Raw genomic sequence first — 26,623 nt, forward strand, 5'->3', positions numbered from 1 at the left:
CCCCACGCTGGCGCGGCCCCTGGCCCCCATGGCCCTGGCACCGCGCTTTTCCCCCGCGCGCGACGTCACATCTCCGCCGCGCGCGGGGGAATCGGGTGTCGCGTACACGGGTGGGTGGACTCGCTCCGTGCGGTGAGGGCGCAGTGGCGAAATCAAGCTCGGGCCGCCAGGGCCCGACACCTTCGTGTGCGCGACGGGAAAAGGAATAACCCGGGGGTCTGACATGCCAGTGGCGGCCCACGAGGCTGCTCGCCGGTGGTGTGTACAGCCATGGCGTTCCCTTCCAGCAACCGTACTTCTGGGCGCGCGGCACATTCACGGTGCGGAGGCGGGGAGCCGGTTATTCGCCGGGGTTCGGCCCTCGGCCCAGGGAGTCCATGACCACGCCTTCGACCCAGTCCACTCAGAAGGGCACACTCGGCCTCGAGCTGCTGCTGGGGACGCTGACCGCGTTCGCGCCGCTCTCCATCGACATGTATCTGCCGGCGCTGCCGCGCATCGCGGAGGACCTGCAATCCACCGCGCCCGCCATCCAGCTCACGCTCGCGTCGTGCTTCGCGGGCTTGGCGCTGGGCCAGCTCTTCACGGGCCCGCTCATCGACCGCTTCGGGCGCACGCGTCCGCTCTACGCGGGCCTGGCGCTGTACGTGCTGGGCTCGCTCGGCTGCGCGCTGGCGCCGTCGGCGTCCATGCTGGTGGCCATGCGCTTCGTGCAGGCGCTCGGTGGCTCGGTGGCATTGGTCGTTCCACGCGCCGTGGTGCGCGACTTGTGGTCCGGCGCCAACGCCGCGCGGACGATGTCACGGCTGATGCTGGTCATGGGCGTGGCGCCCATCCTCGCGCCGCTGCTGGGCGGAATGGTGCTCCAGTACTCGGGATGGCGGGCCATCTTCGTGGTGCTGGCGGGGGTGGGCGCGGTGGCGCTGGCCTTCGTGCTGAAGTCGCTGCCGGAGACGGCGCCGCCCCACGTCGGTTCGCAGTCGATGCGCTCCCGGATGGGCGCATTGCTGAAGGACCCGGACTTCGTGGGCCCCGCACTGGCCGGAGGCTTCGCGCAGGCGGGCATGTTCGCGTACATCGCGGGCTCGCCGTTCGTGTTCATCTCGCTGTATGGCATTCCGGAGGAGCACTTCGGCTGGTTCTTCGGCGTCAATGCGATGGGGTTGATTGCGGTGGCGCAGCTCAACCGCAAGCTGGTGACACACCTGCCGCTGCACCGGCTGCTGCGTCTGGCATTGAGCCTGTGCGTCGTCGCGGCGGTGGCCGTGCTGGCGGTGGCGTGGACCGGCTTCATGGGCCTGTGGGGTATCGCCGTCACGCTGTTCTTCTTCGTGTCGGCCATGGGCCTGGTGGGACCCAACGCGGCTGCGATTGCGCTGGAGCGGCATGCCACGCGCGCGGGCATGGCGTCGGCCGCGCTGGGCGCGCTCCAGTTCACCGCTGCGGCCGGCGCGTCGTGGGCCGTGAGCACGTTCAACAATGGCACCGCGATGCCCATGGCCGGAGTCATGACCGCCATGGCATTGCTTGCGTGGCTCGCCGCGTTCTTCGGGCTCCGGGTGCGCACGCGCCAGCAGGAGGCAGGGGAGTTGGGCGGCGCCGTGGCGTCACGGCGGGGCGCGGCCTGAGCCCGGCACGCGCAAGGGCAGGGGAGGGTGCCCAAGCGCACGGGCCGCGAATCGTGTCATCGTCCTCCACGCCATGACTTCCACCTCGCGCACCGTCCAGGGACCCGCAGGCCAGCTCGCAGTCACCGACACTGGCAATGGTGGCCTCCCCGTCGTCTTCGTCCACAGCAACGCTTCGCGGCGTGAACAATGGGCCGCGCAGCAGGCACATTTGAAGCAGCGCTCCGTGTCCTTCGACCTGCGTGGCATGGGCGACTCGGGGCTCGACGCCCAGGGCCGCTACGGCGCCGAAGACATGGCCCATGACATCCACGCGGTGGCCACGGCCCTGGACCTGGAGCGCTTCGTCCTGGTGGGCCACAGCTTCGGCGGCTACGTCGCGGCGGAGTACGCCCGTGGCTGGCCTGAACGGCTCGCCGGGCTCGTCATCGTGGATGCCGCGGGGACCATGCCACCGCTTCCGCCCGAACAGCTCCAAGGCTTCCACGAAGGCACACGTCCCGAGTCCTACCGCGCCTTCATGGACGCCTGGTTCACGCCCATCCTCCAGAACGCGAAGCCACACACGCACGAGTCAGTGATGCGCTGGCTGCATGCCACGCCGCGCGAGGTGGTGGTCGGCGCGCTGGAGAGCATGCTCACGTTCAATTCAGACCGTGTGCTGGAACGCTACAAGGGCCCCCTCCACACGCTCGTCGTGGATGCCTTCATCCAGCCCAATGCCTACCACCTCCTGTACCCGGGCACGCCGCACACCGTTTTCTCAGGTGTCAGCCATTGGCTGATGATGGATGCACCGGAGCGCTTCAACGCCGCGCTGGATGCGTTCCTCGCCACACTGACGCCCCAGTAAATCAAAAGCCCCGCGGCGCCACAGGGGCACCGCGGGGCTTGATTCCCTCACAGGGGTGACGGACTACGGCGTCACGGCGCGGCCGGGACCTTCGCGGCAGGCGCGGCCTTCTTCTGCGCGGTGGCGAAGTCTCCCGCGCGCACCTGCGTCACCTTCGTCCAGTCCAGGTGACGCTCCATGGCCTTGCGCACGTCCTCCGGCTTGAGCTGGGTCAGCTTCTGCTCCAGCGCCGCATCGAAGGCCAGCGTGCGGCCCAGGAACAGGTAGCTGGCGAGCTGCCGCGCGAGGCTGCCGTCCTGCGCCCGCGCCGACTGCCGGTACTCCAGGATGCCCGTGCGCGCCTTCTGCAGCTCCTCCGCCGAGTAGCCCTTCTGCACCGCGCGAGTCACCTCTTCACGCATCGCCGTCTCCAGCCGGGCCGCGTTCTCCGGGGCGTAGATGGCGTACGTGAAGAAGGTGCCCACCTCGTCGACGTCGCTCGCGTCCAGGCTGCTGGCCACGCCGTAGGAGAGGCCGTCCTGCTGACGGATGCGCGTGGCCAGCCGCGAGTTGAGGAAGCCGCCGCCCAACACGAAGTTGCCCAGCACCAGCGCCGGCCAATCCTTGTCGTCCTTGCGAAGCTTCAACGACTGGCCCGCCATGTAGTACGCGTTGGCCTTGTCCGGCGTCTCCAGCGCGACGGACGCGGACGCACCGCCGCCGAGCACCTGCGGCACGCGCTGGTACGGCGCGGGGCTCTTCCAGTCGCCCAGCAGGGTGCCGGCGAGCGCCACGATGTCCTTGGACTCGAAGTCACCCACCACGGCCAGCTCGCCATTCGACGCGCCGTAGAAGGCCTTGTGGAAGGCACGCGCCTGCTCCAGCGTGGTGTCCTTCACCCCGGCGATGCGCTCGTCCAGCGTGGCCACGTAGTAGGGGTGGCCCTTCGGGTAGTGGCCCGACAGCGAACGCCAGAAGGCGATGTTTCCCAGCGTCTGCGGCTCACTGCGCTCGGACTCCAGCGACGCCAGCCGCTCCTGCTTCAGCAGGGCGAACTCCTTCTCGTCGAAGGCGGGCTCGCGCAGCACCTCGGCCACCAGCTTGAGGACTTCCGGCAGGCTGTCCCGCGGGCACTCGATGGAGACGGAGGCGCCGGTGCTGCCGCCATCCACGCCCACGCGCGCCTTCAACTTGTCGAACGCGTCCTGGAGCTGCTGCCGCGTGCGCTGCTTCGTGCCGCGCATCAGCATGCGTCCGGCGTACTGCGCCGCGTCCGACTTGCCGCGCAGGGACTCCTCGGTGCCCCAGCGCAGGGCGAGGGACACGTTCACCATGTTGCCGCGCGTCTTCTTCGGCAGCACCGCGTACTTCACGCCGCCCGGCAGCTCACCGCGCTGCACGCGCGACTCGATGTTGGCCGGTGAAGGGTCGAACGCCTCGCCCTGCGCCACGGCGTCACGGCCCTTGAAGCCCTCCATCATGTTCGCCACGTCCACTGGCGCCGGCAGCTCCGCGCGGTCCGGCTTCGGCGTCGGGATGAAGGTGCCCAGCGTCCGGTTGGAGGATTTGAGGTAGGCAGCCGCCACGCGCGTCACGTCCTCGGGCGTCACGGCCTCGATGCGGTCGCGGTGCAGGAAGAGCAGGCGCCAGTCACCGGTGGCCTCCCACTCCGACAGGTTGATGGCGACGCGCTCGGAGTTGTTGATGGTGAGGTCGATGTACTTGGACAACGTGGCCTTGGCCCGGTTGACCTCTTCCTCGGTGAACGGGGTGCGGGACGCGTCCTCCACCGTCTTCAGCAGCGCCTCGCGGGCCGCCGCCACCGGTTGGTCGTCACGCATCTCCGCGCTGAAGACGATGATGCCCGGGTCGCGAAGCTGGAGGTTCGACGCGCTCACGCGCGAGGCCTTCTTCGTCTCCACCATCGACTTGTAGAGGCGCCCGGAGGGGTTGTTGCCCATGACCAGCGTCAGCACGTCGATGGCCGCGAAGTCGGGGTGCGCGCCTTCGGGCACGTGGTACAGGCTGGTGAGCAGCGCGGTGTCGCCCACGCGGCGCAGCTGCACCTCGCGCTCGCCGTCCTGCGTGGGCTCCGCGGTGTACGTGGCGGGCAGGGGCAGGCTGGGCTTCTTCAGCTTGCCGAAGGTGTCCTGAATCATCGACAGGGCCTTGGCCTCGTCGAAGCGGCCCGCCACCACCAGCATGGCGTTATCCGGCCGGTAGTACTTCCGATAGAAGGCCTGGAGCCGGTCGATGGGGACGTTCTCCAAGTCGGAGCGCGCGCCGATGGTGGACTTGCCGTAGCTGTGCCAGATGTACGCGGCGCTCATCACGCGCTCGAAGAGGATGCCGCGCGGGTCGTTCTCACCGGACTCGAACTCGTTGCGGACGACGGTCATCTCGCTGTCGAGGTCCTTCTTCGCGATGAAGCTGTTGACCATGCGGTCGGCTTCGAAGGACAGGGCCCAGCGGAGGTTGGCGTCGGAGGCCGGCAGCGTCTCGTAGTAGTTGGTGCGGTCCAGCCAGGTGGTGCCGTTGGGCCGGGCGCCGCGCTCGGTGAGCGCCTGGGGCACGTTGCGCGTGGTGGGCGTGCCCTTGAACATCAGGTGCTCCAGCAGATGGGCCATGCCCGTCTCGCCGTAGCCTTCGTGCTTGCTGCCCACGAAGTACGTCACGTTGACCGTCACCGTGGGCTTGGTGGGGTCGGGGAAGAGGAGCACCTTCAGCCCGTTGGGCAGGCGGTACTCGGAGATGCCTTCCACGCTCGTCACGGGGGCGAGCGCGCGGCCCTTCGCCTTGCTCTTCGTGACAACGGTCTGGGTGGCGGGGGCCTTGTTGGCGGCGGCGGGAGTCTGGGCCCACACTGGAGTGCCGGCCACCATCAACAGGGCCGCCACCAGGGAGAGCGGGGTACGACGCTTCATGCGGTCCTCGCGGGTCGTCTGGGAGTGCACCGGCTTCTAACCCGAGATGTCCCCCAGCCCATCCCGAACGGTGGCACTCCGAGCAACCCGGCGTCGCCGACGTGACAGCCGCGGCCCGCCGTGCCCCCTCCGCTGCTCGGCGAGGGCCTGTGGTGGCCATCCCCGGCCCGGCCGCGAGCGGACCGTCACGCAGGGAAAGCACGGGACGCGCAAGCATCGTCGCCCGCGCGCGTTAGTAGTAAGCACCCCTTGCCAGGGCCATACCCTGTCTCTCCCGGGCATCAGGAGTCCCTTCGGATGAAACGATTCTTCATCGGCGCGCTGGCCTTCGTGGGCGCGCTGTCTGTCCTCTTCGTGGTGGGCCTCGTGGGCCTGATGCTGCTCGCGTCCGCGAGCAAGCCCGGGGTGCCCTCCAACCTCGTGCTCGAGCTGGACCTGGAAGACCCGCTGTCGGAGCACGGGGGAGGGGACTCGCTGGTGGGGGCCTTTGGCGAGGAGCCCACCACGGTGCGTGACGTGGTGGAGGCGCTGGAGAAGGCCGGAGACGACGCGCGCGTGAAGTCCCTGCTGGTGCGCATCGGCCATCCGGGGACGCCGGCCGCCACGCAGGAGCTGCGCGACGCGGTGAAGGCCTTCCGCGCCAAGGGCAAGAAGGCGGTGGCGTACTCCGACACCTTCGGCGAGCTGGGCAACAGCACGCTGGGCTACTACCTGGCGTCCGCCTTCGACGAAATCTACATCCAGCCGTCGGGCGACGTGAACATCAACGGGCTCGCCTTCGAGTTGCCCTTCGCGCGCGAGGCCTTCACCAGGCTGGGCGTGACGCCGCGCTACTTCGCCCGCTACGAGTACAAGAACGCCATCAACTCCTATACGGAGCAGGACTTCACGGCGCCGCACCGCGAGGCCACCGAGGGCTTCACCAACAGCCTCTTCGGCCAGATTGTGCGCGGCATCGCCGAGGACCGTGGGCTGGCGGAGGACGTCGTGCGCGGCCTCGTCGACAAGGCGCCGCTGATGGCCCAGGAGGCGGTGGAGGCGAAGCTGGTGACGGGCCTGCGCTACCGGGACGAGGTGCTCGGCGGGCTGAAGGAGCAGGCCGGCGAGGGCGCGCGCTTCCTCTATGTGAAGAAGTACCTGGAGCGCGCCGGCAGGCCGAGCGCGTCCGGGAATACCATTGCCCTGGTGTACGGCGTGGGCGAGGTGATGCGCGGGAAGAACCAGTCCAACCCGCTGTCGGGCGGACAGTCCATGGGCGCGGAGAGCGTCGCCGCGGCGCTGCGCAAGGCCACCGAGGACTCACGCGTGAAGGCCATTGTCTTCCGCGTGGACAGCCCGGGCGGCAGCTACGTGGCCAGCGACACCGTCCGCCGCGAGGTGCAGCGCGCGAAGGAGGCGGGCAAGCCCGTCATCGTCACCATGGGCAGCTACGCCGCCAGCGGTGGCTACTTCGTCGCCATGGAGGCGGACCGCATCGTCGCGCATCCGGGCACGCTCACCGGCAGCATCGGCGTGTACGCGGGCAAGTTCGTCACGGCGGGCTTCTGGGAGAAGCTGGGGGTGAACTTCGACAGCGTGGCCGCGGGGAAGAACGCGGAGATGTTCGGCTCGGACGCGGACTACACGCCGGAGCAGCAGGCCCGCCTGGACGCGTCGCTGGACCGCATCTACGCGGACTTCACGACGCGCGCGGCGGCCAGCCGGAAGCTCCCGCTGGAGAAGCTGCAGTCGCTGGCCAAGGGCCGCGTGTGGACGGGCGAGGACGCCCTGGCGCACGGGCTGGTGGATGCGCTGGGCGGCTACCCGAAGGCGCTCGAGCTGGCGAAGGAGGCCGCGAAGCTGCCGGCCGACGCCCGCGTCAACGTGGAGGTGTACCCGCGCAAGAAGCCCGCGTCCGCGCTCCTCTCCGAGCTGCTGGGCCAGACGGGTGACAACAGCGAGGACGACGCCACCTCCATCAGCGTCCTGTCCCCCTGGACCACCCTGGTGGCCGGCGTGCGCCAGGTGTACGCCGTGGGCGCGCGCATGGGCCTCTTCGAGGGCACGCGCGGCGAGCTCTACGCCCCTCTCCCCGAGGCGAGCTGGTAGCGCGTCCTCCCAGGACGCGGACGCGTGGCACCGGGACGCTTCGGTGCCACGCCGCGCGGCTCGCGGCGTCAGGACCCTGGGCAGCTCAAAGTGGGACCGAGGGCGCCGGCGCTTCCGGCAATTGGGCCAGCGGGCGGCCGAACGCGGAGTGGTAGCGCAGCTCCCGGGAGACACAGCGCTGCCTCCGCGTGTCGAAGACGAGGCACCGGTCCACCGGCCCCGCGTAGACGTGCAGTGAGACGGCGGGGCTTCCCGTCGCGGCGACGCGGTGGATGGGGGCCTCCGGGCAGCGGAAGTCGACGAAGCCCGCGCCCATGGGGCCTACCCTGACGGGAGGCCCCAGCCGGGCCGGCCCCGGCCCCAGGCCCCCCGCTTCCAGCGTGTAGTTCTCCAGCACGAAGGCCCCGGACTGGACGCTGAACCAGCACTCCTGCCCGTCATGGTCGTGGATGGGGGAGGAGGTGCCCGCGTCCCAGCAGTTCAACAGCACCTCCAAGCTGGCATCCCGGTAGATGAGGTTGCGTGTGTAGCGCCCTCGCCGGAAGTGCAGGTAGGGCTGGAGGCTGGCCGGCTCCAGCACCAGGCCCGCCAGGCCTTCTCCCACGCCCTCCCGGCCCGGCATCCCGCCCGCCTTCTCCCGAAGGAGCTCCACCCATTCGCCCAGGCACATGGCGCTCATGGGAGTGAAGCTAGGCAACGCTCCGACCCGGTGCTCTCCGGCTTGTCGAGCGGAGGACTGCTCGGCGCGTCGCAGCGCACCCGAGGACAGGTCGACCATCGCGTGCCAGACGCCCGCCTCGGCGAGGGGAGCAGGGCTCGGTCCCCGCCTTGCAAGTGGCGCGGCGACGGAAGCGTCTGTCGCCTGCCGGGAAGCTCCCCGGCGAATGGACGCGTAGAAGACATTGTGAGCTTCCCGGACCCGGGCTGCCCCAGGGGGCTGGCGGCCAGGGCGGAAGGCGTGAGGGGGACGAGATGAAGAAGCGACTGGGTGACATCCTGCTGGAGCGGGGTGTGGTGGACGCGTTGCAGCTCCACTCGGCGCTGGCGTACCAGCGCAAGTGGGGCGTGCCGTTGGGGCAGGTGGTGGTGGACCAGCGCTTCAGCACCGCGCAGCAGGTGTTGGAGGCCCTGGCCTTCCAGGCGGGGATGCAGACGGTGGACCTGGACGTCCAGCCGCCGGACGCGAGCCTGACCTGGCTGATTCCGGAGCGCGTGGCGGAGGCACACCGGGTGGTGCCGCTGAAGCTGGAAGGGCAGGGGGGCCGGGACTCGGTGTTGGTGGTGGCCATCGCCGCCCCCGCCAGTCTGGCGTCCCTGGACGCGGTGAAGAGCGTGTCCGGCAAGCCGCGCGTGGTGGCGAAGCTGGCGTCGGACGCGGCCATCCGCCGGGCCATCGGGCGGCTCTACCGGGGTGAAACCGGTGAGGCGGTGCCCCGTCGTCCCGGCATGGAGAGCTTCTCGCTGCCCGAGGCGGAGGAGAGCATGCCCATGGTGCTCGGCGGCAGCATGGCGGAGCTGACGAACATGGAGGCTCCTGGCGGTGAGGATGGGCTGCCGCTGCTGAGCTCGCTGGAGGAGGTGGTCGTCCAGGCGCAGGCGGTGCCTGCGGAGATGCGGCGGCTGGTGCAGGCCATCCGCGCCATGCCCGAGCCGCTGGCCGCTGGCGCGCGGCCGCTGCCCCTGGACGCAGACCGCTCCGAACAGGCCGCGACGCCTGCCACGACGGAGGGCTTGCACCTGGCGCATGTCTCGCGGCCTGGAGCCGCGAAGGCGCCGTTCTCCGCGCGCGCCATGCAGCGCACGACCGGAGCGCGGAACCCCGTCCCCACGGCGTTGCCCGTGCTCACGGCCGCGCAGCCGGAGCCCATGGCTCAGGTCCTGGTGTACGGCTGGGGTGAGGAGGCCACCACCGGGCTGGTGCGCGTGATGTCCGAGGCGGGCCTGCGGGTTCGGGTCGCTAGCACGGAGGAGCTGCTCGCGGCGAACGCGGCCCAGGTCGTGGTAGCGCCGCTGCCGGCGATGGAGGCGCTGCCGCGTCAGGTCCACGCACAGGTCCTGGTCGCCGGCAAGATGCCGGAACAGGACCTGCCTCGCGCCCAGGCGGTGGGGGCCCGCGGCTTCCTCGCCGCTCCGGTGGATCCGGATCTCCTCCTGCGCGCGGTGCGCCGGCTGGCGCGCCCCGCTGGTGACGCGGACCTCAAGCGCGCCAGCTGAAGGTCCGGAAGAACCACGACGGCAGCAAGTCGGAGCGCGGCGCCGAGGGAGCGGCGCTCCTCTAATCGCTCATCGAGACGGCACACCTGCGCGCTGAAGAGCCGGGCCACGACATTCAGCCGCTTGACATGTAAGCATTTCCTTACGCATTATCGGTTCACGATGATGCACACCGAGCCAGGGGTGTTCGGAGCGATCAGCCATCCGGCGCGGCGCCGCATGCTCGACCTGCTGGTCGATGGCGACCGCCCGGTGAATTCAATCGCCGAGAACTTCGAGATGAGCCGCCCGGCGGTGTCACAGCACCTGCGCGTGCTGCTCGATGCGGGCCTCGTCACCGAGCAACGGCACGGCAGGGAACGGCGGTACCGCCTCGTGCCGGAGCGGCTGGAGCCGGTGCGCGACTGGATCGCCCACTACGAGCGGTTCTGGGACGACAACTTCGCCCGCCTGCGGCGGCACCTTGAGAAAGGCGACAAGCAGCAATGACGACAAAGACAATCCGACGGGAGCTGAAGTTCACCCAGTCGCCCGCCGTCGTGTGGCGCGCGCTCGCGAACAGCGAGGCGCTCGCTGACTGGATGTACCCGAACGACTTCGAGCCGCGCGTCGGGCATCGCTTCACCTTCCGCGTGCCTCCGGACCCTCGCGCCAAGTTCGATGGACTCATCGTGCACTGCGAGGTGCTCCGGTGCGCGCCTCCGTCCGAGCTCGAGTTCACGTGGGTCGTTGGCGAGGGCTGGCTGGATACCCGCGTCCGCTACCGGCTCGAAGCCGATGGCGATGGGACGCGCGTGCTCTTCGAGCACTCCGGCTTCAAGGAGGACCAGGCGTTCCACGGCGCCGAGTACGGCTGGAAGATGATGCACGGAAAGCTCGCCAAGGCACTCGAGAAGGCATCCGACAACCCGGCCCTCAAGGCCTGAACACCGAGCCCCCACCCATGAACATCGTCTTCTGGATTCTTCAGGCCGTCCTCGCGCTGCTGTTTCTCGCAGGCGGGTCGTACAAGGCATTCTCTTTCCAGCAGCTCGCGAGCCAGTTCAGCGAGGTCCCCCTCGGGGCATGGCGGGCGCTCGGCTTCCTTGAGATGGCCGGTGGCGTGCTGCTCATCATCCCGGCGGCGTTCAAGTGGATGCCCAGCCTCACCGCGCACGCGGCCGCGGTGCTCACGTTCGAGACGTTCGCGCTCGCCGTGCTGTACGCGCGTCATTCGACGAAGCTGACGCCCGAGAACCCGATGCTCTGGTCGCTCGTGATGGGTGTGCTGCTTGCCTTCGTGACGTACGGCCGCTACGTCCTCAAGCCGGTGGTGGCAGCCGCCGCGTGACGCGATGACGGACGATGCCCGCGGCATCGCCCGTGAGCTCGGCGCGGGCGCCAACGCGCGTCACGGAACAGCCACCAGCAGCGACGGCTTCTCGGCGCCCTCGGGCAGCCACAGCGAGCCCAGCTCCAGCGTCGAGGACGGGAAGGGGTCGGCCCGGACCAGCGCGTCATCCTCGTAGCTCCCCGTCAGCAGCCAGCCCCGCTTGACGCGCTGGTACACCTCCAGCGTGCGCGCGGCGGGGTCCACCAGCCACACGTGTGACACGCCCGCGCGCGCGTAGAGCGGCAGCTTGCGCGCGCGGTCCAACGCGGCGGTGGAGGGCGTCAGCACCTCGCAGACCCAGTCCGGCACCAGCGTGAGGAAGGGGACGTCCGGCCCGAAGGGGACGTCCACGCGCTCGCGGCGCCAGCCGGCCATGTCCGGCACGAGCATGTCGTGACCGAGGTGCAGCTCGGGCGCGCGCAGGAAGCACCAGCGGCCACTGCCGCCACGGCGCTTGTCGAGCTGCTCACCCAGCTCCACGCCCAACATGAAGGCCGCGCGCGTCTGCGCGGCCGTGGGACGAGGCGAGGCGACCAGCTCCTCGTCCAGAATCTCCCCCACCCAGCCCGAGGGCAGGGCCGAGAGCATCGAATGGTTCGCCAGGGGGATGATGCCTTCAATCACAGCGCCTCCGAGAATCACCGGTTGAGGCGGGCATTCTATGGAGCCGTCTGACACGTCCTCCGCTCGACGGAAGGCGTCATTTCCCGATGCAGAAGCGCTGGAAGATTGCGTCCAGCAGGGCCTCCGAAACGACGGTACCGGACACTTCGCCGAGCGCCTCCAGCGCGAGCCCCACTTCACCGGAGACGACTTCCAGGGTGGACACGCGCGAGGCGCTCTCCGCGCGGCCCAGCGCCTCGGACGCGCGACGCAAGGCATCGGCGTGACGCTCGGAAACCAGGGCCACCGCCGAGGGCGTGCCACCGCCCCACAGCCGCCCGAGCATGTCGTCGCGAAGCGCGTCCACACCTTCACCCGTGAGGCCACTCACACGCTGGCGCGGCGAGTTGGATGCCTCGGCCACATCACACTTCCCGTCCACCACCAGCACGGGCGTGCCCCCCACGTCACGCGTCCACGCCTCCACCTCCGCCTGTGTGACACCCGGCGGAAGCACGAGCACCGCCAGGTCCACGCCCGCGAGCAACTCCCGCGTGCGCGCGATGCCCAGCGCCTCGACACGTCCCGGCGTCTCCCGAAGCCCCGCGGTGTCGAAGAGCGTCACCGCCAGCCCGTCCCACTCAACCCGGGCCTCCAAGGCATCCCGCGTGGTGCCAGGCTCGTCATCCACCAGCGCGCGGGCCTCGCCCACCAGCCGGTTGAACAGCGTGGACTTGCCCGCGTTGACGGGACCGAACAGCGCCACGCGAGCCCCCCTGCGCACCAGCCGGCCCCGGCCCGCCTCGGCCAGCAGCGCCTCCGCCTGGGCACGCAGCGCGGTGACGCGCCCGCCCACGTCCTCGTCCGCGCCTTCCGCCTCGTCAGGGAAGCTGAGCACGCCCTCCATGTCCGCATGCAGCGCGCGCAGCGGCTCCTCCAGCGCCTGCACGCGCGAGGCGAGCGCGCCGGAGAGCCCCGCCGCCGCGGCGCGCACCGCGGCCTCCGAGTCCGCTGCCACCAGGTCCGCCACCGCCTCCGCGCGCGTCAGGTCCAACCGCCCGTTGAGGAAGGCCCGGCGGGTGAACTCACCGGGCGCGGCGTGGCGCACGCGCGCGTCCTCCAGCGCCCGCGTCAGGAGCAGCCGCAAGAGCCGCGGACTGCCGTGGGCCTGAAGCTCCACCACGTCCTCGCCCGTGAAGGACTGGGGCCCGCGGAAGTAGAGGAACAGGCCCTCATCGAGCGAGCGGCCCTCCGCATCCACGAAGGACGCGAGGTACGCATGGCGCGGCGTGGGCTGCGCGGGCACACCCGGGGCCAGCAGCCGGCCCACATCCAGGGCCTCGGGGCCCGACAGCCGGAGGATGCCCACGGCGCCCGCGGCAGGTGCGGTCGCCAGGGCCGCGATGGTCATGGAAGAAGACGTCATACGCGGCCGCTGGAGCGCATCCAGCCTGAACAGCGCGGGCCCCGCTGCTTTCAGCGAGTCCCAATGGGAGGCGTGGAGCCGCGAGCGGCCTTCTCCACGGCCTCGCGGTTCTCCTCGATGTACCGCTCCACCGCCTCGTCCTCGAGCTCCAGGTCCCGTAGGACGCCCGGGTAGACGAAGCGGAACGCGGGGGACTCCTCGTCCCCGCGAAGGCGGAAGCTCATCTTGAGCACCGCCGCGCCGTACAGCTTGTCCTTGAGAGCTTTCGCCTTGCCCATCCCTCGTCTCGCTTCGGGAGCCCCGGCGCGCGCGGCGCGCCCAGCGGCTCACGCGTCGAAGTCGTCCTCGTCGTCGTCCGGCAGCATGCTCCGCTTGGGAAGCGGGGCGGGCTTGTCCGGAGTGAACACCACGCGGCGGTTCCGGCCTTCGCCCTCCGCCGACACCTTCACGCCACCCACTCCTTCTACTGACGTGAGGACGCGCGCGCGGTCTTCAAGCTTCATGGCGGCAATCGCGTAGAAGCGGCCCAGGCCGCCCGACTTCTCCGCGAGCTGTCTGACGGCCGCCTTCAGCGCGGCATCTTCTTCCACCGTCACCGAGCGCTCATCCCCCTCGCCCTTGCTGGCGGGAGCGGCCTTGGCGGCGGGCGCCTGCGCACCCCGCTGGCCTCCCTTCGCCGGAGCAGGCGCCGGCGCCTGGGCCGCCGCGGCACGGGGCGCGGCGGGGGCGGGCGCGGCCGGAGCCGCGGCTTGAGCCGCCGCGGCCTGGGGCTCACGGCGCGGCCGGGGCTCCGGGTGCACACCCGCACCCAGCATCACCCAGCGCCGGTCGGCGCCGGGGCGATGCAGCATCTTGTTCAACAGGAACTGGAGCGAGTCCACCACCTGACTGCGCCGTCCCACCTCCACGCCGGGAGGCGGTGCGGGCTCGAAGTGGAGCGCCACCGACAGGCTGCCGTCGGCGGCGTCCTTCATGTCCAGCCGCGCCGGGAAGCCCATCAGCCCGAGGATGTCCCCGAGGAGCTTCTCCACACGGCCCCGGAACTCTCCGGACGAATCGCCGGAGGCCGGGGTGGACGGCGTCTGCTGGGGAACCTGCTCGCTCACTTGCGCCTGCCTCCCGCACCGGCCACCGCCGGCGTCCCACCGCCCGTCTGGGGCTTGTTCCGGTCCAGCCACTTCCGCAGGCCGTACTGCTGCGCGATGGAGAGGATGTTGTTCGTGAAGATGTAGAGCGACAGGCCGGCCGGGTACTGGAGCAGCGTCAGCGTGAAGATGATGGGCAGGAACCAGGTCATGATCTTCGCCTGGGTCGCATCCATCATCTGCGGCTGCATCTTCTGGGTGATGACCATGGACACGCCCAGCGCCAGCGGCAACAGGTACGTGGGGTCCTTGTAGGTCAGGTCACGCCAGATGGGCCCGATGAAGGGCTCGCCGTAGATGTCGAAGCTGTTGCGCAGCGCGGTGAACAGGGCAATCCACACCGGCATCTGGATGAGGAGGGGGAGACACCCGCCCAGCGGGTTCACCTTGGCCTCCTGGTACAGCTTCATGATTTCGAGGTTCTGCTGCTCGCGGTTGTCCGCGTGCTTCTTGCGGATCTCCTCCATGCGCGGCTGGAGCTTCTTCACCTCTTCCATGCTGACCATGGAGCGGTAGGTGAGGGGCAGCAGGACGAGCTTCACCACCACCGTGAGCAGGATGATGGCCACGCCCCAGTTGCCGGTGACGCCGTAGAAGAACTTCATGACCCACAGCAGGACCTTGCAGATGACGGCCCAGATGCCGAAGTCCACCGTCTCCGCCAGCGGCGGGTGGAACGTCGCGTCCGTCAGGCCGGTGGACGCGCGCAGCGAGGCGCCGGGCACCTGGGCCAGCAGGTCCGTCTCCTTGGGGCCGAAGTAGCCGCCGAAGCGCAGCGTCACCGTCTCGCCCGGCGCGGCCGTAATCGGGAAGGACGCCGTCACCTTGCGCAGGGTGGGCGTGGCCTCGAAGGCGCACGAGCCGGCGCGCGGCCCCTCCAGCGGGTAGAGCGCGGACAGGAAGTACTGCTGGTCGATGCCGAAGAACTGAATCTGGCCGCGGGTGTCCTCGGCGTCCGGGTGGTCGTCGCCCGGGCTCATCTTCTGGAGCTTGTCACCCACCCAGCAGGCGGAGCGGCTCAGGTTGCCCACGCCGCCGAAGAAGGACGGCGCGTGCTCGAAGTTGGGGTCGATGGCGCGGTTGTGGTGCACCTGCAGCTCGCCGCTCTGCGGCTGGCCGGAGGTGTTGCGCACCTGGAGCGTGTAGCTCAGCTCAAAGCCGTCCATCGGCCACTTGAGCGTCTTCACGACCTCCCACGGGCCGCGGCGGCCGGTGAAGGTGACGCCGTCCGCGTTGCCAGGGGCGCCTTCATCCAGGGCGTAGTTCAGGTCCGCGGGCAGCGGGCTGGCGCCGGTGATGGACACGGCCAGCGGCAGCGGCTGTCCCGGGGTGGGGCGCGCCAGGTCCATCTGCGGCGCGGGGGGGATCTCCTTGCCGAACAGCTTCTGGAAGCCCTGGGTGACGGTGAGCTCCTGCTGCTCCCGCATCTTCGCGCCCTTGAGCACGGCGGCGGTGAGGCCGGCGCCCTCGGAGGAGAAGGCGTAGGCGGCCTCGTCGCGCTGCAGCTCCACCTTGCGCACCGGAGCCGGCGGGGCCTCCGCGGTGGCGCCCGTCCCGGTGCCGCCTTCGGGAGGCTGGACGGCCGGGGGGGTGCCGGCATCGGCGGGCGCCGTGGCCACCACGCCCGCGTCGGGGATTTCCGAACCGGGCGGAGGCGGCGTGGGCGCGAAGAAGAAGGTGTAGACGGCAGTGGCCGCGAACGAGAGGGCCAGGGCCGCCAGCAGTCGCTTCTGCGAATCGTTCGACTGGGGCGAGAGCGGATCGTTCATAGACTCCCCCCTCCACGAGGGAGAGGGCGGCAATGGGTGGAACCCCTCGTCACGGCACCGGGTCGATACCGCCGGGGTGGAAGGGCTGGCAGCGCATGAGCCGCCAGAGAGTGAGCCACGACCCCTTGAGGCCGCCGTGCTTCTCCAGCGCCTCCATGGCGTACGTGGAACACGAGGGATGGAACCGGCACACCTTGGGGAGCAGCGGTCCGAGGAACTTCCGGTAGAAGCGGATGGGCAGCGAGATGAAGAAGGCCAGCGGGCTCATCTGGGCGGCTCCTTCGGCTTCGTCTCCGCGCGGGGCAACCGCTGCAGCTTACGGGTGACACCGTCAAAGGCACGCGACAACACCGGAAAGGAAGCATCCTTCGCGGAGGAGCGTGCCACCAGGACGACGTCCAGGCCTGATGGCCATTGCATGCGGCGCTTACGAAAAAGCTCCCGCAGGACGCGCCTCAAGCGCGCTCGGACGACGGCGTTGCCTACCTTGCTCGACACGGTGAGGCCAACACGCGAGTACGGCCGGCCATTGCGCTTCACGAGGGCCAGGAGGCAGTCCGATGGGACTTTCTGCCCGCCTTCCTGGACCTCGAGGAACTCGCGCCGTTGAAGCAGGCGCAGGGCCTTGGGGAAGCGCTGGTCTGCCGGACGGGACTCGTCCGGCGTCGCACCCTCGGCCCTCACACGCGAACTCGCTTACTTCTTGGGAGCGGACACGACGAGCCGCTTGCGGCCCTTCGCACGACGGCGCTTGAGGACATCCCGGCCGCCCTTCGTGGCGTTCCGCTTGCGGAACCCGTGGGCGCGATTGCGGCGGACCTTCGACGGCTGGTACGTGCGCTTGGACACGGCTCTTACTCCTTGGTGATGACGGCGGCGCCTCCTACCGCTCCGGCGCGACCTGAACTAGGGAAAGGGGCGGGTCCGTACCCCCATTTCCAGGGTAAGTCAACGTTGGATCACTCGACCTTACCCATAATCCGCCCCCGTTTCGAGGACTTCCCGGCCTACGTGGGATGGTGAAGGTCTGGGTGGCACAGGCGGCTTTTCGGCCCCCCGCCCAACGCGCGGCGGGCTGAGTTTAATCGGATGCGTTGCAAGTGTCTGTTTACTGGGCGCTTTTTTCCGAGGCCGTGGTGTCCACCATGCGGCGACTGATCAACACCGGCCATTGCGGCTTCCGGCCTCGTCCCCAGCTTGGCACCCAGGCCGCTCGCCGTTGGGGCGAGATTCCCGAATGACGCGGAAAGAGGGCCAGCAGCCAAGGAGGCGACCAGCAGGGACGCGAAACTGAGGGGGAGTCGGCCCTGACCGAGGGCCACTGGAAAAAAGAGTGGGGGTGCCGGCTGCGCCAACAGCCTGCACCCCCGAAACAACTGGAACGAGGCCGGTCGGCCGCGCCCATCCTTGTGGGGACGAGCGCAGAGTAGGCACCACCGACCGGCCCGTCCAGTGCCGGGAGAGGTGTGCCTCGGGAGAAGTCCATTGCCGAGCGCTTCGAGGCGTACGTGGAGGCTGTGGGTGGGCGGCTACACAAGCCCAACCGCCGCTTCCTGCGGGACGCCCTTTTCGGCCTCCTGGAGAGCCGGAGCACCCTCCTGTCCCAAATCGGGCGCGCCCTGAACGAGCCGCGCCGTCTGATCCACACGGAGAAGCGCCTCTCGCGAGGGCTCTCCTCGAAGCGGTACGACGACGCTGCGGTGGAGGCGGACTACCTGGCACTGGCGGCGCCCATCCTCCGAGACGAGCGCTTCCCACGCCCCACCATCGCCGTGGACACCACCGACATCTCCAAGCCGCGGGCGAAGAAGATGCCGTACCTGGCCGGCGTCCATGACGGCAGCAAGGGCGAGCTCGGCTACGGCTATAGCGTCATCTCCATCGAAGCCGTCGGGACACGCGGCCGCCGCTTGCCGTTGCTGACCCGGCTTTTCTCGAGCACCTCACCCGAGTACACGAGTCACAACTCCGCCATCTTCGCCGCCGTGGGGCGCGTGGCGCCTCACGTGCCGCAGGACGCCCACTGGGTCTTCGACTCGGGCTTCGATGGCCACAACTTCTTCAAGCGCTTCGACGAGTTCGGCCTTCGGTACTCCGTGCGCCTCAAACTCGGAGGCAAGCGGACCCTCTTCACGCCCCTCGGCAATCTCCCCCCGCACGCGCTGATGCTGGCGTGTCCACGCACCCATCGTCACCGCACTCGTAAGCAGGGACGCTCTTCGTCAGTCGACGTGCAACTCGGCTGGGTGCAGGACGTCTTCGTCCAGCGCTACAAGCCTGGTGGCAACGTCAGCGGAACAGGAGGGGAGACGCGCTACTCCGTGGTGTTCGCGAGCAGCGCACAGCTTGGCGAGGAGCCCTTGGCCATCCTCACGACGGAGGATGTTCGTACCGCGGAGGATGCTGCCCGGGTGGTCGACCTGTACCTTGAGCGATGGGGAGTCGAAGAAGCCCACCGCTTCATGAAGCAGGGCTTCGACCTGGAAGATTTGAGGGCACTGACGTGGACGGGGGTGCAGAGGATGGCGCAGCTCGTCTTCCTCGCCTACGGGTTCCTCGCGCAGTTGGTCCACGGGCCGCGAGCGCAGGTGGAGCGGGTTGCCGCCACCTTCCGCGCGTTCGGGCCCATTCCGACGTACCTCTACTACCGGCTCCTGGAAGGCATCGGCCGACACCTACTTCGCACAATGGACGGTGGCCCATGAGGCTGTGCCGTCAGTAGGGCCTTCGTCGCCCAGAAAAGTCGCGCGGAGCGTTCCTGTCCTCTGGGAGCTTCACCAGACGATCCTCAATTGGCCTGGGCGGGAGAGGTGCGTCGCGGGACGGCCTGTGCCACCACTTGGCGCAGTTCGCGCACGACTTGCCGAGCTTCTGCCACGGGAGCATGGCCCTTCCGCACTTTGGACATGGCCTCTCCATCAGCTTGTTCAGGGACATGTGTACCCTCCCGGGCGCGCGCGTTTCACGAAGGGTACTGGGCTGGTGCAGGAGTGGAAGAACTCGGCGTCTGAGTCCTCCACCCCTGAGAGGTGGCTCCGTTTTTTCCCTGAGGAGGCACCTCGCGACAGGAGTCGCGCACCGGATGGGCAGCGCGCGCCTGTCAGGGCCACCGGGAGAGCACGAGAGGAGAGAAAGCTGGCCGGAGCCTCGTCAGGCTCAGCCTACAGCCTTCTCGGGGTACGGTCCGAGGAAGCGCTCGCCGTTGAAGTGAATGAGGTGGTCCGGTTCATCGGCAGTCCACACCTCCGTCTCGTACGAAATCTCGGTGAGGTACTTCTTCAAGACCTTCCGGTTCTCGAAGGCCGTGACGTAGATGAGGCCAGCACTGGAGTCCTTGAAGAGGTCTCTCAACTCAAGACGACGTTTCGGGTCGACTGGACCGTGAGAGGTGACGGCTTCAATCAAGAGGAGCCAACCCTTCTTTTCGTGAAGGGCCACTACATCAGGCATCTTCCCATGGTCGCTCAACTTTACTCCGAGCGTGGCAAGACGTTCCTTGTCGTAGACTGCGTGCTTCTTCTGGGTATCCCCGACGTACAGCACCCGCCCCCCAGGCGTGTACCTTGGGCAGAACTGCTCCACGATGTGCTTGACCAGCTTGTTCTGTCCACCTGGCGAGAGCTTGAGTACGTCTCCATCCGGAAGTGTCACTGCGAGCTGGTTCATGGAACGCGCTTGGGCGTACTTCTCCCGTAGAGTGCCCGCCATGGACAGGTAGTCGCGCAGGCTCTCTGTCCATTCTTGAGTTCCAAACGTACGGACCAACTCCAAGACTGGTGGCAGGACTTGATAGACGGTCTTGTCGCTGTTGGTGGCACGCGTAGGGTCATCAGGATTGATGGCCACCAGCCCAGCGTCCTTAAACTGGTGGATGGTGGAGCGCCGCACGCTCTCCCGCGTGTTGGGGGCGTACTGTTTGCCGTAGCGCTTACTCATGAAGTCGAGCATCGGGCTGATGCCCATCATGGGAGAAGACGCTTCATTCCATGGTGTGTTGGGGCCCAAATCCAACAGGGCCAAGAGCGTCAATGCAGACCGCTCGTTGGTCTGCGTCTTGGGCATGCCAAGATCCTTGAGGATGCCCATTGCCTGCTGAATTTTCTGCATTGCCAGGAGTGGGTTGGGGCCCGCTACGTCCGCCATAGCAAATAGCTCCTTCTCAAGCAGAGCGTCGAGGTTCTCCTGAGCGGGGAAGGAGTCGGTGATGAGCCGCCCCACGGCCTCGAGCTGCTGGCGGCTAGGATACTTGAGGTTGCGCAAGTCTCCTGCATTTACCTGGGTATGACCGCTAAGCTGCCGGAAGTAGGCATCCAGCAGCGTTGAATTGAGAAAGGCCGCCAGCCCACGTGCCAGTACGTCGGGCAACCCGCAACCTTCCTGGTGGAAGTAGTTGAGGTGGTTCTCGAAGCCAACGCGCTCGCAGGGGACGTGGGCGGTGTCGAACACCGCAGCCACCACCCGACGTTTTTCCTCCTTGGAAGAGAAGCGCTTCACGAGCACATAGGTGCCCGCCGGGACCATGACTGCTGCTGTTTCCTCAGCTACCACCAGTGCGTTGGGCTTCTTGAAGTCCCGCGGCCAAGCGACAAAGCCACCGGAGAGATGGCCTGGCCATATGAGCGGCACGGTGGATGGGCCCGCGGTCGGCCGCAGGTACTCGCGCACCCGGAAGTCGACCACTCGCCCCGTGGAAATCGTCAGCCCCAGGTCGGAGAGCGAGTGAGTCAGCGCGGCAAGGCGAGCAGCCACGTGGTCATCCAGTTCGTCCGTGGCCAGCCGGATGAACTGCTCGGAGTCTTCCGAGCGCACTACCTGATGGAACGGTACTTGGCGGCGTGTCGCATCTCCCTCCATTGCACCGGAGCTCGACGACACGGTCACGCGTGGGCACTGAGGTCCCTTCACCGCGTGAATGATGACGTTCTCTTGGAGGACGTCATCCCCAGAGAACGCGGCCTTGCGTGAATCGAAGACGTGCAGTTCCTGGAGCGCCATGGCAGAGAGAAAGTCCGCCCGGAAGGGCCTGAAGTAGGGGCCGTTGCAGAAGCTGCGTGGGGTGATGGCAACCATCTCCCCGCCGTGGACCAGCAGTCTCACCACTACCGAGAGAAAACCAGTGTAGAGGTTGCTGGTGCCTGCACCGATGGACTCGAGCAGAAGGCGCTCCCTCGAGCCGGTGTTAATCTTCCTATAGGGCGGGTTGAGGATGGCGCAGTCGAATTCGGGGCGCGCCCGGGCAAACAGCCCCGCGTCCAGGAAGGAGACACCAGCTTCAATGAAGTCCTCGGAGTGCACGACGCTCTCGAACCCCATGCCGTACCGCTCACACGCACGACGGCAGAGTTCCATCGTGTGCCGCAGTGACTTCACCAGGGTTGGGTCTACCTCATAGGCGGTGACAGAGAGTGACTTGGGCCTCTTGGGCCGAGAGAGCATCTCAGCGACCCAGGCAGCAGTAAGGGAGCCTACGCCCGCTCCTGCGTCCAACAGACGAAGGTGAGGGCGATATGCCTTGAAGAAAGCCGCCATGCGCCGGGCAATGGGCGCAGGAGTCATGAACTGGCCCAGTGCCGCGCGGTGCGCTGGGTTCAATGATTGGTTGGCCTCAACGCGGAGCCGCTCTACTTCCGCCACGAGAGCAACGGGCTCAAGACCCGGCACCTCGAAGGCGTCCAGCAGCTTCATTGAGGACATGGTGCGCACGGCCAACTCCTGCGTTGCGTAGGCAAGTGTAGGCATATGTTGTACCAAGACCCATGCTGGTCCACATTTTGACCGAACTACTCAGGCGTTCACCCCTGTAACATAGGGCTACGTGCCCGCATAGCCCCGTAGGCCTGTGGATCACCTGCTTCGCTGGAGATGAGTCTGGCGAATTAGGGCCATCGCTTCACGGCGCTCGCAGGCAATTCGCGCGGAAGCATGGCGGTATCCGCGTTGGAACCTGGCTGCGTCCTGACGCGACCATCTGGGTTGCCAGCGACGATGCACACAGGGAAGGTACGCCCATCCGGCAACTTCGCCTCGGAGTAGCGGGCCATAGCCGCTGGGCGACCGTACTCATCAACGAGGCCTGTCCAGAGCCGTCCGTACAGCAACGTTCCATCCGGCAGTGCTGGGTCCGCCCAGGAGTAGCCTGTTATTCGGCCGATCACGCTTCCGTTCCCGTACGTACCGAGCTGGCTCTGATCGCCAGGCTGGTTGACGTCGATGACCGCCTTGAGCCCCTTCGTGGTGTCCACCCCCAGGGTGCGGAACATGGCTTCACGGGCCTCCTCGGGGCACTCAGCAGGCTCAGGCCGCACCTGAGCTGCGGGGCAAGCCAGTCCTGCAACAGCGCAGAGAGTGGCTGTCAGGAACTTGGAGGGGCCAGAGCGCAGCGCAGTCAGAGGGGCTTCGGGGGTGGAGGTGGGCACGGGCGGGCTTCCTTTATCCGATGTAGTCGCAAGTGTGCTTACCCCCAGCCATAGAGCCAGAGAAAGCACCAGCAGGGAGCACAAGGACCACAGCACAAAACGCCACCGTGCGAGGACGGGAGCTTTCGAGGAAACATCGTCAACCCCCTCCAGCACTGGGGCTGTGGACGTCTCCACCTCCGCCAGCTCCAGTTCATCCTCCTCTACTGCCCGTTCCACGCCTTCGACCGCGGGCGATTCGTCGGCGACATGAGGGTGCGCGACCGGAGTAGGGCTCCCGGGTGTTTCCTCCTCCGTTTCGCGCTCGTCGGATTGCTCCTCCGGCGGAGGCAGGGCCAGGGATACTTGCCACTCGGGCTGCTTTCGCTCCTTGGCAGCAGCCCAGAGGGCTTGGAGCAGCGCCTCTGCGCTGGGGTAGCGTGCCTCGGGACGTTTCTCCAGCAGACGCATGGTGATGTCGCTCAACACGCGCGGCACCTTCGGGTTGAGCATGTGCGGAGCGGCCGGCACCCGTGTTGCGATGGCCACCACCAGCAAGTCGTACGGCAGCTTCGGATGAAAGGCGTAGCCATCGGTGAGCGCCTCGAAGAGCAGCATCCCGAGCGCGTAGAGGTCCCCAGGGACACCGGGGTCGAAGTGGGCGCCCTGCTTCCAGGTTTCCTTCCCCAAGAAGGTCACGCACTCGGGAGGGAGCAGGTACGGCGCGGTTGGAGGCACCCCCACCGTCAACGTCGCCATGCCCGGCAGTCGGGCCACTCCATAGTCGAAGACGAGCGGCAGTTCGTCCTCTGCGCGAATGAGGATGTTGTCGCTCTTCAAGTCGCGGTGACACACCCCACGCTGGTGAAGAGCGCTGACTTGACGCACTACCTCCGTGAAGACGGTGAGCAGCCGCGCAGTAGAAGGCTCGGTGCGCCAGCGCCACTCGTGGAACGTCTCTCCCTCGACGTAGTCCGTGACGAAGTAGAGGAAGCCACTGAGGATGGGCCAGTGGTCGACAGCATGAACCTTCAGCCCCGTGTTGTAGGCCATGTGAATGGCCACCTCGCGGGACATCCGCTCCTCCACGTTCTCCTCTTCCGGAACATGGGCGCTGGAAGGTCGTAGCGCGACCTTCAGCGTGTAAGTCCGCCCTGGTTGCTCTTCGCGCTCCACCTTGAAGACGCGGCCGAAACCGCCGGCTCCCAAGGGCTCTACGACACGCCACGGGCCAACGCGGCTTCCGGCCACGAGTTGGTCAGGGTGAATAGGAACCGTCGCCATGGTCAATGCCCCTGCGCCGCCTGCGGCGCGGTCAGAAAACCACTCCGCTCAAGGGCAGCGGGCCGCTGCCCTCCTTGTCCTTCAGCTCGAGACGTAGTTCCTCGCCCAGTTCCCACCAGGGGGCCTCGGTGCGCACGAGGAGGAGCCCTTCCTCACCAGGCGCCAATTGCGGCCTGTCCATGCGCACCGAAAGCACCTTCACAGGGGCTCCGCGGACGGACGACAGCTTCACTTCCCCCAGCGTCCAGCGGCGCGTGCCTAATTGGCTGCGAAGTCGAACAGCAACCAGCGCCCACTTGCCGGTGCGGTAGCCCACGCCATCCTCAACCTTGAGTCCGCTCGAATTGTCGGGTGGAACGCGAGCGTCAAATCGCCGGACCCGAATGTCCTGAGTGAGCCAACCGGAAAGGACCATTCCCTCCGGGCCCCCGTCGCCACTGCTGTCTCGCAGCGCCGCATATTTTGCGCGCAGCTCGCGCAATTCCACCTGGAGTGCCTCAACGGAACGCGTACGTCGGACCACCTCTACGGATGCATCTGCTTCCCCTTCGGCAGCGATGAGCTCGAACGTGACTTCTGACGGAGCAGCGCCATCTGCAAAGCGCACGGTGAGCAGCAGCCGCTCCCCAGGCACCAGGTCGACCTTCGGCTTGAAGGAGACCAACCTCTCGTTCTCATCAACTCGCTCGAAGTGCGACTCACGGCCTCCGAGCTGCACGCCCTTCATGCCGAGGTTCGAATCGAAGGTGAGGGTGGTGAGCGTTCCTCGCGCGATTCGTACCGTCACGTCCTCACCTGCTGCAGGTAATGAGATGGTCCGCTGCCGCAGCTTGCGCTCGCCGCCAGGCTGAGACTGGGCGACCGCGGCGCCTGCCAGCAGCAACAGCAGAATCGGCAACTGGTTCAAGGAACCGAGCACGTGGTTAGAGCCCGATGAACTCGCAGCGCCGCATCAGCACGTTCATCATCAAGCCTTCGACGCGACCACGGACAGTGACGCGCGAGCCCTTGGTAAGGGTGGCCGCCTTCTTCGACTGCGACTCGTCAAAGAAGCACTGCACCTGCGGAATCTCGAACTGCCGCCCCGTCCCAAGAGTGACGTAGATGGAGCCGAAGAGGTCCTTCTTCACGTCGTCGACGACTCCTGCCGTCTGGACAAACTGCCCCTTGAAGTTGGAGTCAGCGCGTACCTCGTTGTCGCGGTACTCGGACAAGAGCGTAGTCATGTCCACCCACCTCGCGGTCACCTCCGCGCTTGGGGTAGACGCTGCCGCTGGCCGATTGCCTCCAGGCTTGCCCGTAGCAGCCCCTAGGGCGCCGAGGGCACACGTACCGAAGCAGCACATGCCGAGCCCCCCGAAGACGATGAGCAGAATCTGCTTCATCGACACGCCTGGCTTGGAAACCTGCGCCCCGCATCGAGAACACGCCCTCGCATTGGGCGCCTCCTCACTGCCGCACTGCCCACACTTCACCAGACCCATTCGCGGCCTCGCATCGACTGAGGAAACCAAGCGCTACTACGACGCTAGAGACACGTCTTTAGGGACGTGGCTACCGCCTTGTAGACGCTCATACGGTCCGGCCGCAAGATGGGTCCCCGGGCCACCAGAAAACGCCGGCCTGAACGGGCGGAGCAGTACGAAACGGACGCGTACCGTGACCTGCTGCGGCGTCTAGCTGCTGCCGTGAGGCGCCTTCGTGAGCAGCAGGGTTGGACGCAAGAAGAAGCGGCCCACCGCTGCAGCATGACGACGCGGCTCTACCAACGCGTGGAGGGCGAGGAAGCAAACGTCACGTTCACGTCCCTAGCGCGCCTCTGCGCGGGCTTCGACGTTGACGTGGTACGGCTCTTCAAGCCCGCTAAAGAGGAAAAACTACAGAAGCAGAACTGAACGGCCAAGCATGCGGACTTAGGACCGAATTCCCGCAGGCAGCGCTCTTCCCGCTGCGGTCGGCAAGCGACCGAGCAGCAGCGCCTCTCCCCTATAGGACGTCAGCTTGCGGTATAGATCCCGTATGGTTATCATCCATACCGGAAGAATGAAGCAATGAGGAGTCGGGAGGAGTCGGTATGAATGCGACCAGCAGGAAGGTGTCCCTGAATCTGCCAGAGCCCGTGCTTCAGGTTGTCGAGAAGCTTGCGAAGGAGCGAGGCACGACAATGACTGAGGTCATCAAGGCGGCCGTCCTTACTGAAGGTCTTCTGCACGACGAGGTCAGAAAGGGTGGGGCGGTCTACCTCGAGCGCGAAGGCAAGCCGCTTCGTCAACTGCTGAAGTAGTACTGACGTAACGTCAAGCTCTGAGCTTGCTAATCTGAGCAGCTTGAGCCGTCATTCCCGGTATAACCTCCCTCTCAGACCAACTGAAGGGCCTGGGAGGGAGCCTTGGGGACAAGGAAAACAACGGGTACAACCAGCGATCAAGAGAAGGCATCGCCCGATAAGCAGTCGGTTGAAGATGCCGACCAGCCTGAAAGTGCTCAAGAGAAGGCATCACCCGGCGAACAGTCGGTTGAAGATGCCGACCAGCCTGAAAGTGCTCAAGAGAAGGCATCACCCGGCGAACAGTCGGTTGAAGATGCCGACCAGCCTGAAGAGGAGGACATCGAGAGTCTTCTTCGCCAGAGTTCCGGCTCACTTTCCATTCGTGAACGTCCAGGCCTACGCGTTCATCCGGACAAAATCCGGATGATGATCGCGAGGGGATTACTCATCATCCTTGGTGGGATCGTCCTCTTCTCCTTCGTCTTCCTCTTCGCATTCACTCAGTCCTACCGGGTGTATTCCCCGGCACCAGTTCGCCCGTTCGCAACCCCCCTGTGTCAGGGAAGTTGTCGCCTCGGCTGACCGGCCGAGCTGACCACCCCGGGGGCGAGTACAGGCAGGTAGCTGTGTCGTACACGGATGCATTCAAGGCGGAGATGGTGAAGCGGATGGTG

General features: G+C 67.3%; 25 protein-coding genes. 11 read left to right on the forward strand and 14 right to left on the reverse strand.

What is annotated here, in order from left to right; genetic code table 11:
• Nucleotides 1-377 precede the first annotated feature (377 nt).
• On the forward strand, nt 378-1,628 hold the full coding sequence (locus HNV26_RS29825) for a multidrug effflux MFS transporter (protein WP_171444254.1): 1,251 nt from the start codon (nt 378-380) through the stop codon (nt 1,626-1,628).
• 73 nt (nt 1,629-1,701) lie between these two features.
• The gene (locus HNV26_RS29830; protein WP_171444253.1) at nt 1,702-2,481 is read left to right on the forward strand and encodes an alpha/beta fold hydrolase; all 780 of its coding nucleotides are present in this window, start codon (nt 1,702-1,704) and stop codon (nt 2,479-2,481) included.
• 71 nt (nt 2,482-2,552) lie between these two features.
• Here HNV26_RS29830 and HNV26_RS29835 read toward each other — a convergent pair whose 3' ends face one another.
• Entirely contained in the window at nt 2,553-5,384 is a 2,832-nt protein-coding gene (locus HNV26_RS29835; RefSeq protein ID WP_216612850.1) for a M16 family metallopeptidase, read from the reverse strand.
• Between the two features lie 297 nt (nt 5,385-5,681).
• Here HNV26_RS29835 and sppA point away from each other — a divergent pair, with 297 nt between their 5' ends.
• Nucleotides 5,682-7,472: a signal peptide peptidase SppA gene (sppA, locus tag HNV26_RS29840; protein WP_171444251.1), complete on the forward strand. Its 1,791-nt coding sequence runs from the start codon at nt 5,682-5,684 to the stop codon at nt 7,470-7,472.
• 85 nt (nt 7,473-7,557) lie between these two features.
• Here the strand turns inward: sppA and HNV26_RS29845 are convergent, their stop codons facing one another.
• A complete protein-coding gene (locus tag HNV26_RS29845) occupies nt 7,558-8,151 on the reverse strand; it encodes a cysteine dioxygenase (RefSeq protein ID WP_171444250.1) in 594 nt (197 codons plus the stop codon).
• A 293-nt stretch (nt 8,152-8,444) separates the two neighbouring features.
• Here HNV26_RS29845 and HNV26_RS29850 point away from each other — a divergent pair, with 293 nt between their 5' ends.
• The 4 genes from HNV26_RS29850 to HNV26_RS29865 all read left to right on the forward strand — a co-directional run bounded on the left by HNV26_RS29850 (nt 8,445) and on the right by HNV26_RS29865 (nt 11,016).
• Complete coding sequence (locus tag HNV26_RS29850; protein ID WP_171444249.1) at nt 8,445-9,686, forward strand: GspE/PulE/PilB domain-containing protein; 1,242 nt, start codon at nt 8,445-8,447, stop codon at nt 9,684-9,686.
• Between the two features lie 162 nt (nt 9,687-9,848).
• Nucleotides 9,849-10,175, forward strand: a complete 327-nt coding sequence (locus HNV26_RS29855) for an ArsR/SmtB family transcription factor (RefSeq protein WP_011557403.1) — start codon at nt 9,849-9,851, stop codon at nt 10,173-10,175.
• On the forward strand, nt 10,172-10,612 hold the full coding sequence (locus HNV26_RS29860; protein WP_171444248.1) for an SRPBCC family protein: 441 nt from the start codon (nt 10,172-10,174) through the stop codon (nt 10,610-10,612). The genes HNV26_RS29855 and HNV26_RS29860 overlap by 4 nt, the downstream gene beginning before the upstream one ends.
• 17 nt (nt 10,613-10,629) lie before the next feature.
• Nucleotides 10,630-11,016: a DoxX family protein gene (locus tag HNV26_RS29865; RefSeq protein ID WP_011557406.1), complete on the forward strand. Its 387-nt coding sequence runs from the start codon at nt 10,630-10,632 to the stop codon at nt 11,014-11,016.
• Nucleotides 11,017-11,076: 60 nt separating this feature from the next.
• Here HNV26_RS29865 and HNV26_RS29870 read toward each other — a convergent pair whose 3' ends face one another.
• The 8 genes from HNV26_RS29870 to rpmH all read right to left on the reverse strand — a co-directional run bounded on the left by HNV26_RS29870 (nt 11,077) and on the right by rpmH (nt 16,850).
• Nucleotides 11,077-11,682: a Uma2 family endonuclease gene (locus HNV26_RS29870; protein WP_171444247.1), complete on the reverse strand. Its 606-nt coding sequence runs from the start codon at nt 11,680-11,682 to the stop codon at nt 11,077-11,079.
• Between the two features lie 76 nt (nt 11,683-11,758).
• The gene (mnmE, locus tag HNV26_RS29875) at nt 11,759-13,087 is read right to left on the reverse strand and encodes a tRNA uridine-5-carboxymethylaminomethyl(34) synthesis GTPase MnmE (RefSeq protein WP_171444246.1); all 1,329 of its coding nucleotides are present in this window, start codon (nt 13,085-13,087) and stop codon (nt 11,759-11,761) included.
• 50 nt (nt 13,088-13,137) lie between these two features.
• Nucleotides 13,138-13,365: a hypothetical protein gene (locus HNV26_RS29880; protein WP_011557409.1), complete on the reverse strand. Its 228-nt coding sequence runs from the start codon at nt 13,363-13,365 to the stop codon at nt 13,138-13,140.
• Between the two features lie 48 nt (nt 13,366-13,413).
• On the reverse strand, nt 13,414-14,193 hold the full coding sequence (locus HNV26_RS29885; protein ID WP_171444245.1) for a KH domain-containing protein: 780 nt from the start codon (nt 14,191-14,193) through the stop codon (nt 13,414-13,416).
• Nucleotides 14,190-16,001 (reverse strand): membrane protein insertase YidC, encoded by a 1,812-nt coding sequence (gene yidC, locus HNV26_RS29890; RefSeq protein WP_171444244.1) that lies wholly within the window; start codon nt 15,999-16,001, stop codon nt 14,190-14,192. Before yidC ends, HNV26_RS29885 begins: the two co-directional genes overlap by 4 nt.
• A 49-nt stretch (nt 16,002-16,050) precedes the next feature.
• The gene (yidD, locus tag HNV26_RS29895; RefSeq protein WP_171444243.1) at nt 16,051-16,269 is read right to left on the reverse strand and encodes a membrane protein insertion efficiency factor YidD; all 219 of its coding nucleotides are present in this window, start codon (nt 16,267-16,269) and stop codon (nt 16,051-16,053) included.
• Nucleotides 16,266-16,685 carry a ribonuclease P protein component gene (rnpA, locus tag HNV26_RS29900; RefSeq protein ID WP_171444242.1) on the reverse strand — a complete coding sequence of 140 codons (420 nt, stop codon included), beginning with the start codon at nt 16,683-16,685 and terminating at the stop codon, nt 16,266-16,268. Before rnpA ends, yidD begins: the two co-directional genes overlap by 4 nt.
• A 12-nt stretch (nt 16,686-16,697) precedes the next feature.
• A complete protein-coding gene (gene rpmH / locus HNV26_RS29905) occupies nt 16,698-16,850 on the reverse strand; it encodes a 50S ribosomal protein L34 (protein ID WP_002637840.1) in 153 nt (50 codons plus the stop codon).
• A 617-nt stretch (nt 16,851-17,467) separates the two neighbouring features.
• On the opposite strand from rpmH, the gene HNV26_RS29910 reads away from it, so the two are divergent.
• Nucleotides 17,468-18,706, forward strand: coding sequence for a transposase (locus tag HNV26_RS29910; RefSeq protein WP_171444241.1), 1,239 nt, complete (start codon nt 17,468-17,470; stop codon nt 18,704-18,706).
• A gap of 451 nt (nt 18,707-19,157) precedes the next feature.
• On the opposite strand, the gene HNV26_RS29915 is transcribed toward HNV26_RS29910, so the two are convergent.
• The 4 genes from HNV26_RS29915 to HNV26_RS29930 form a co-directional block, all read right to left on the reverse strand.
• Entirely contained in the window at nt 19,158-21,695 is a 2,538-nt protein-coding gene (locus tag HNV26_RS29915) for a BsuBI/PstI family type II restriction endonuclease (RefSeq protein ID WP_171444240.1), read from the reverse strand.
• Nucleotides 21,696-21,877: 182 nt separating this feature from the next.
• The gene (locus HNV26_RS29920) at nt 21,878-23,680 is read right to left on the reverse strand and encodes a serine/threonine protein kinase (RefSeq protein WP_171444239.1); all 1,803 of its coding nucleotides are present in this window, start codon (nt 23,678-23,680) and stop codon (nt 21,878-21,880) included.
• 31 nt (nt 23,681-23,711) lie between these two features.
• Entirely contained in the window at nt 23,712-24,587 is an 876-nt protein-coding gene (locus tag HNV26_RS29925) for a DUF2381 family protein (RefSeq protein WP_171444238.1), read from the reverse strand.
• Nucleotides 24,588-24,603: 16 nt separating this feature from the next.
• Nucleotides 24,604-25,164: an OB-fold protein gene (locus tag HNV26_RS29930; RefSeq protein ID WP_366817056.1), complete on the reverse strand. Its 561-nt coding sequence runs from the start codon at nt 25,162-25,164 to the stop codon at nt 24,604-24,606.
• Nucleotides 25,165-25,272: 108 nt separating this feature from the next.
• Here HNV26_RS29930 and HNV26_RS29935 point away from each other — a divergent pair, with 108 nt between their 5' ends.
• The 3 genes from HNV26_RS29935 (at nt 25,273) to HNV26_RS29945 (ending at nt 26,531) form a co-directional block, all read left to right on the forward strand.
• Complete coding sequence (locus HNV26_RS29935) at nt 25,273-25,575, forward strand: helix-turn-helix domain-containing protein (protein ID WP_253817195.1); 303 nt, start codon at nt 25,273-25,275, stop codon at nt 25,573-25,575.
• A gap of 179 nt (nt 25,576-25,754) precedes the next feature.
• Nucleotides 25,755-25,964 carry a ribbon-helix-helix protein, CopG family gene (locus tag HNV26_RS29940; protein ID WP_171444235.1) on the forward strand — a complete coding sequence of 70 codons (210 nt, stop codon included), beginning with the start codon at nt 25,755-25,757 and terminating at the stop codon, nt 25,962-25,964.
• Between the two features lie 105 nt (nt 25,965-26,069).
• Nucleotides 26,070-26,531 carry a hypothetical protein gene (locus HNV26_RS29945; protein ID WP_171444234.1) on the forward strand — a complete coding sequence of 154 codons (462 nt, stop codon included), beginning with the start codon at nt 26,070-26,072 and terminating at the stop codon, nt 26,529-26,531.
• Nucleotides 26,532-26,623 lie beyond the last annotated feature (92 nt).

The organism is Myxococcus xanthus, assembly GCF_013116825.1.
Lineage (GTDB): Bacteria > Myxococcota > Myxococcia > Myxococcales > Myxococcaceae > Myxococcus > Myxococcus xanthus_B.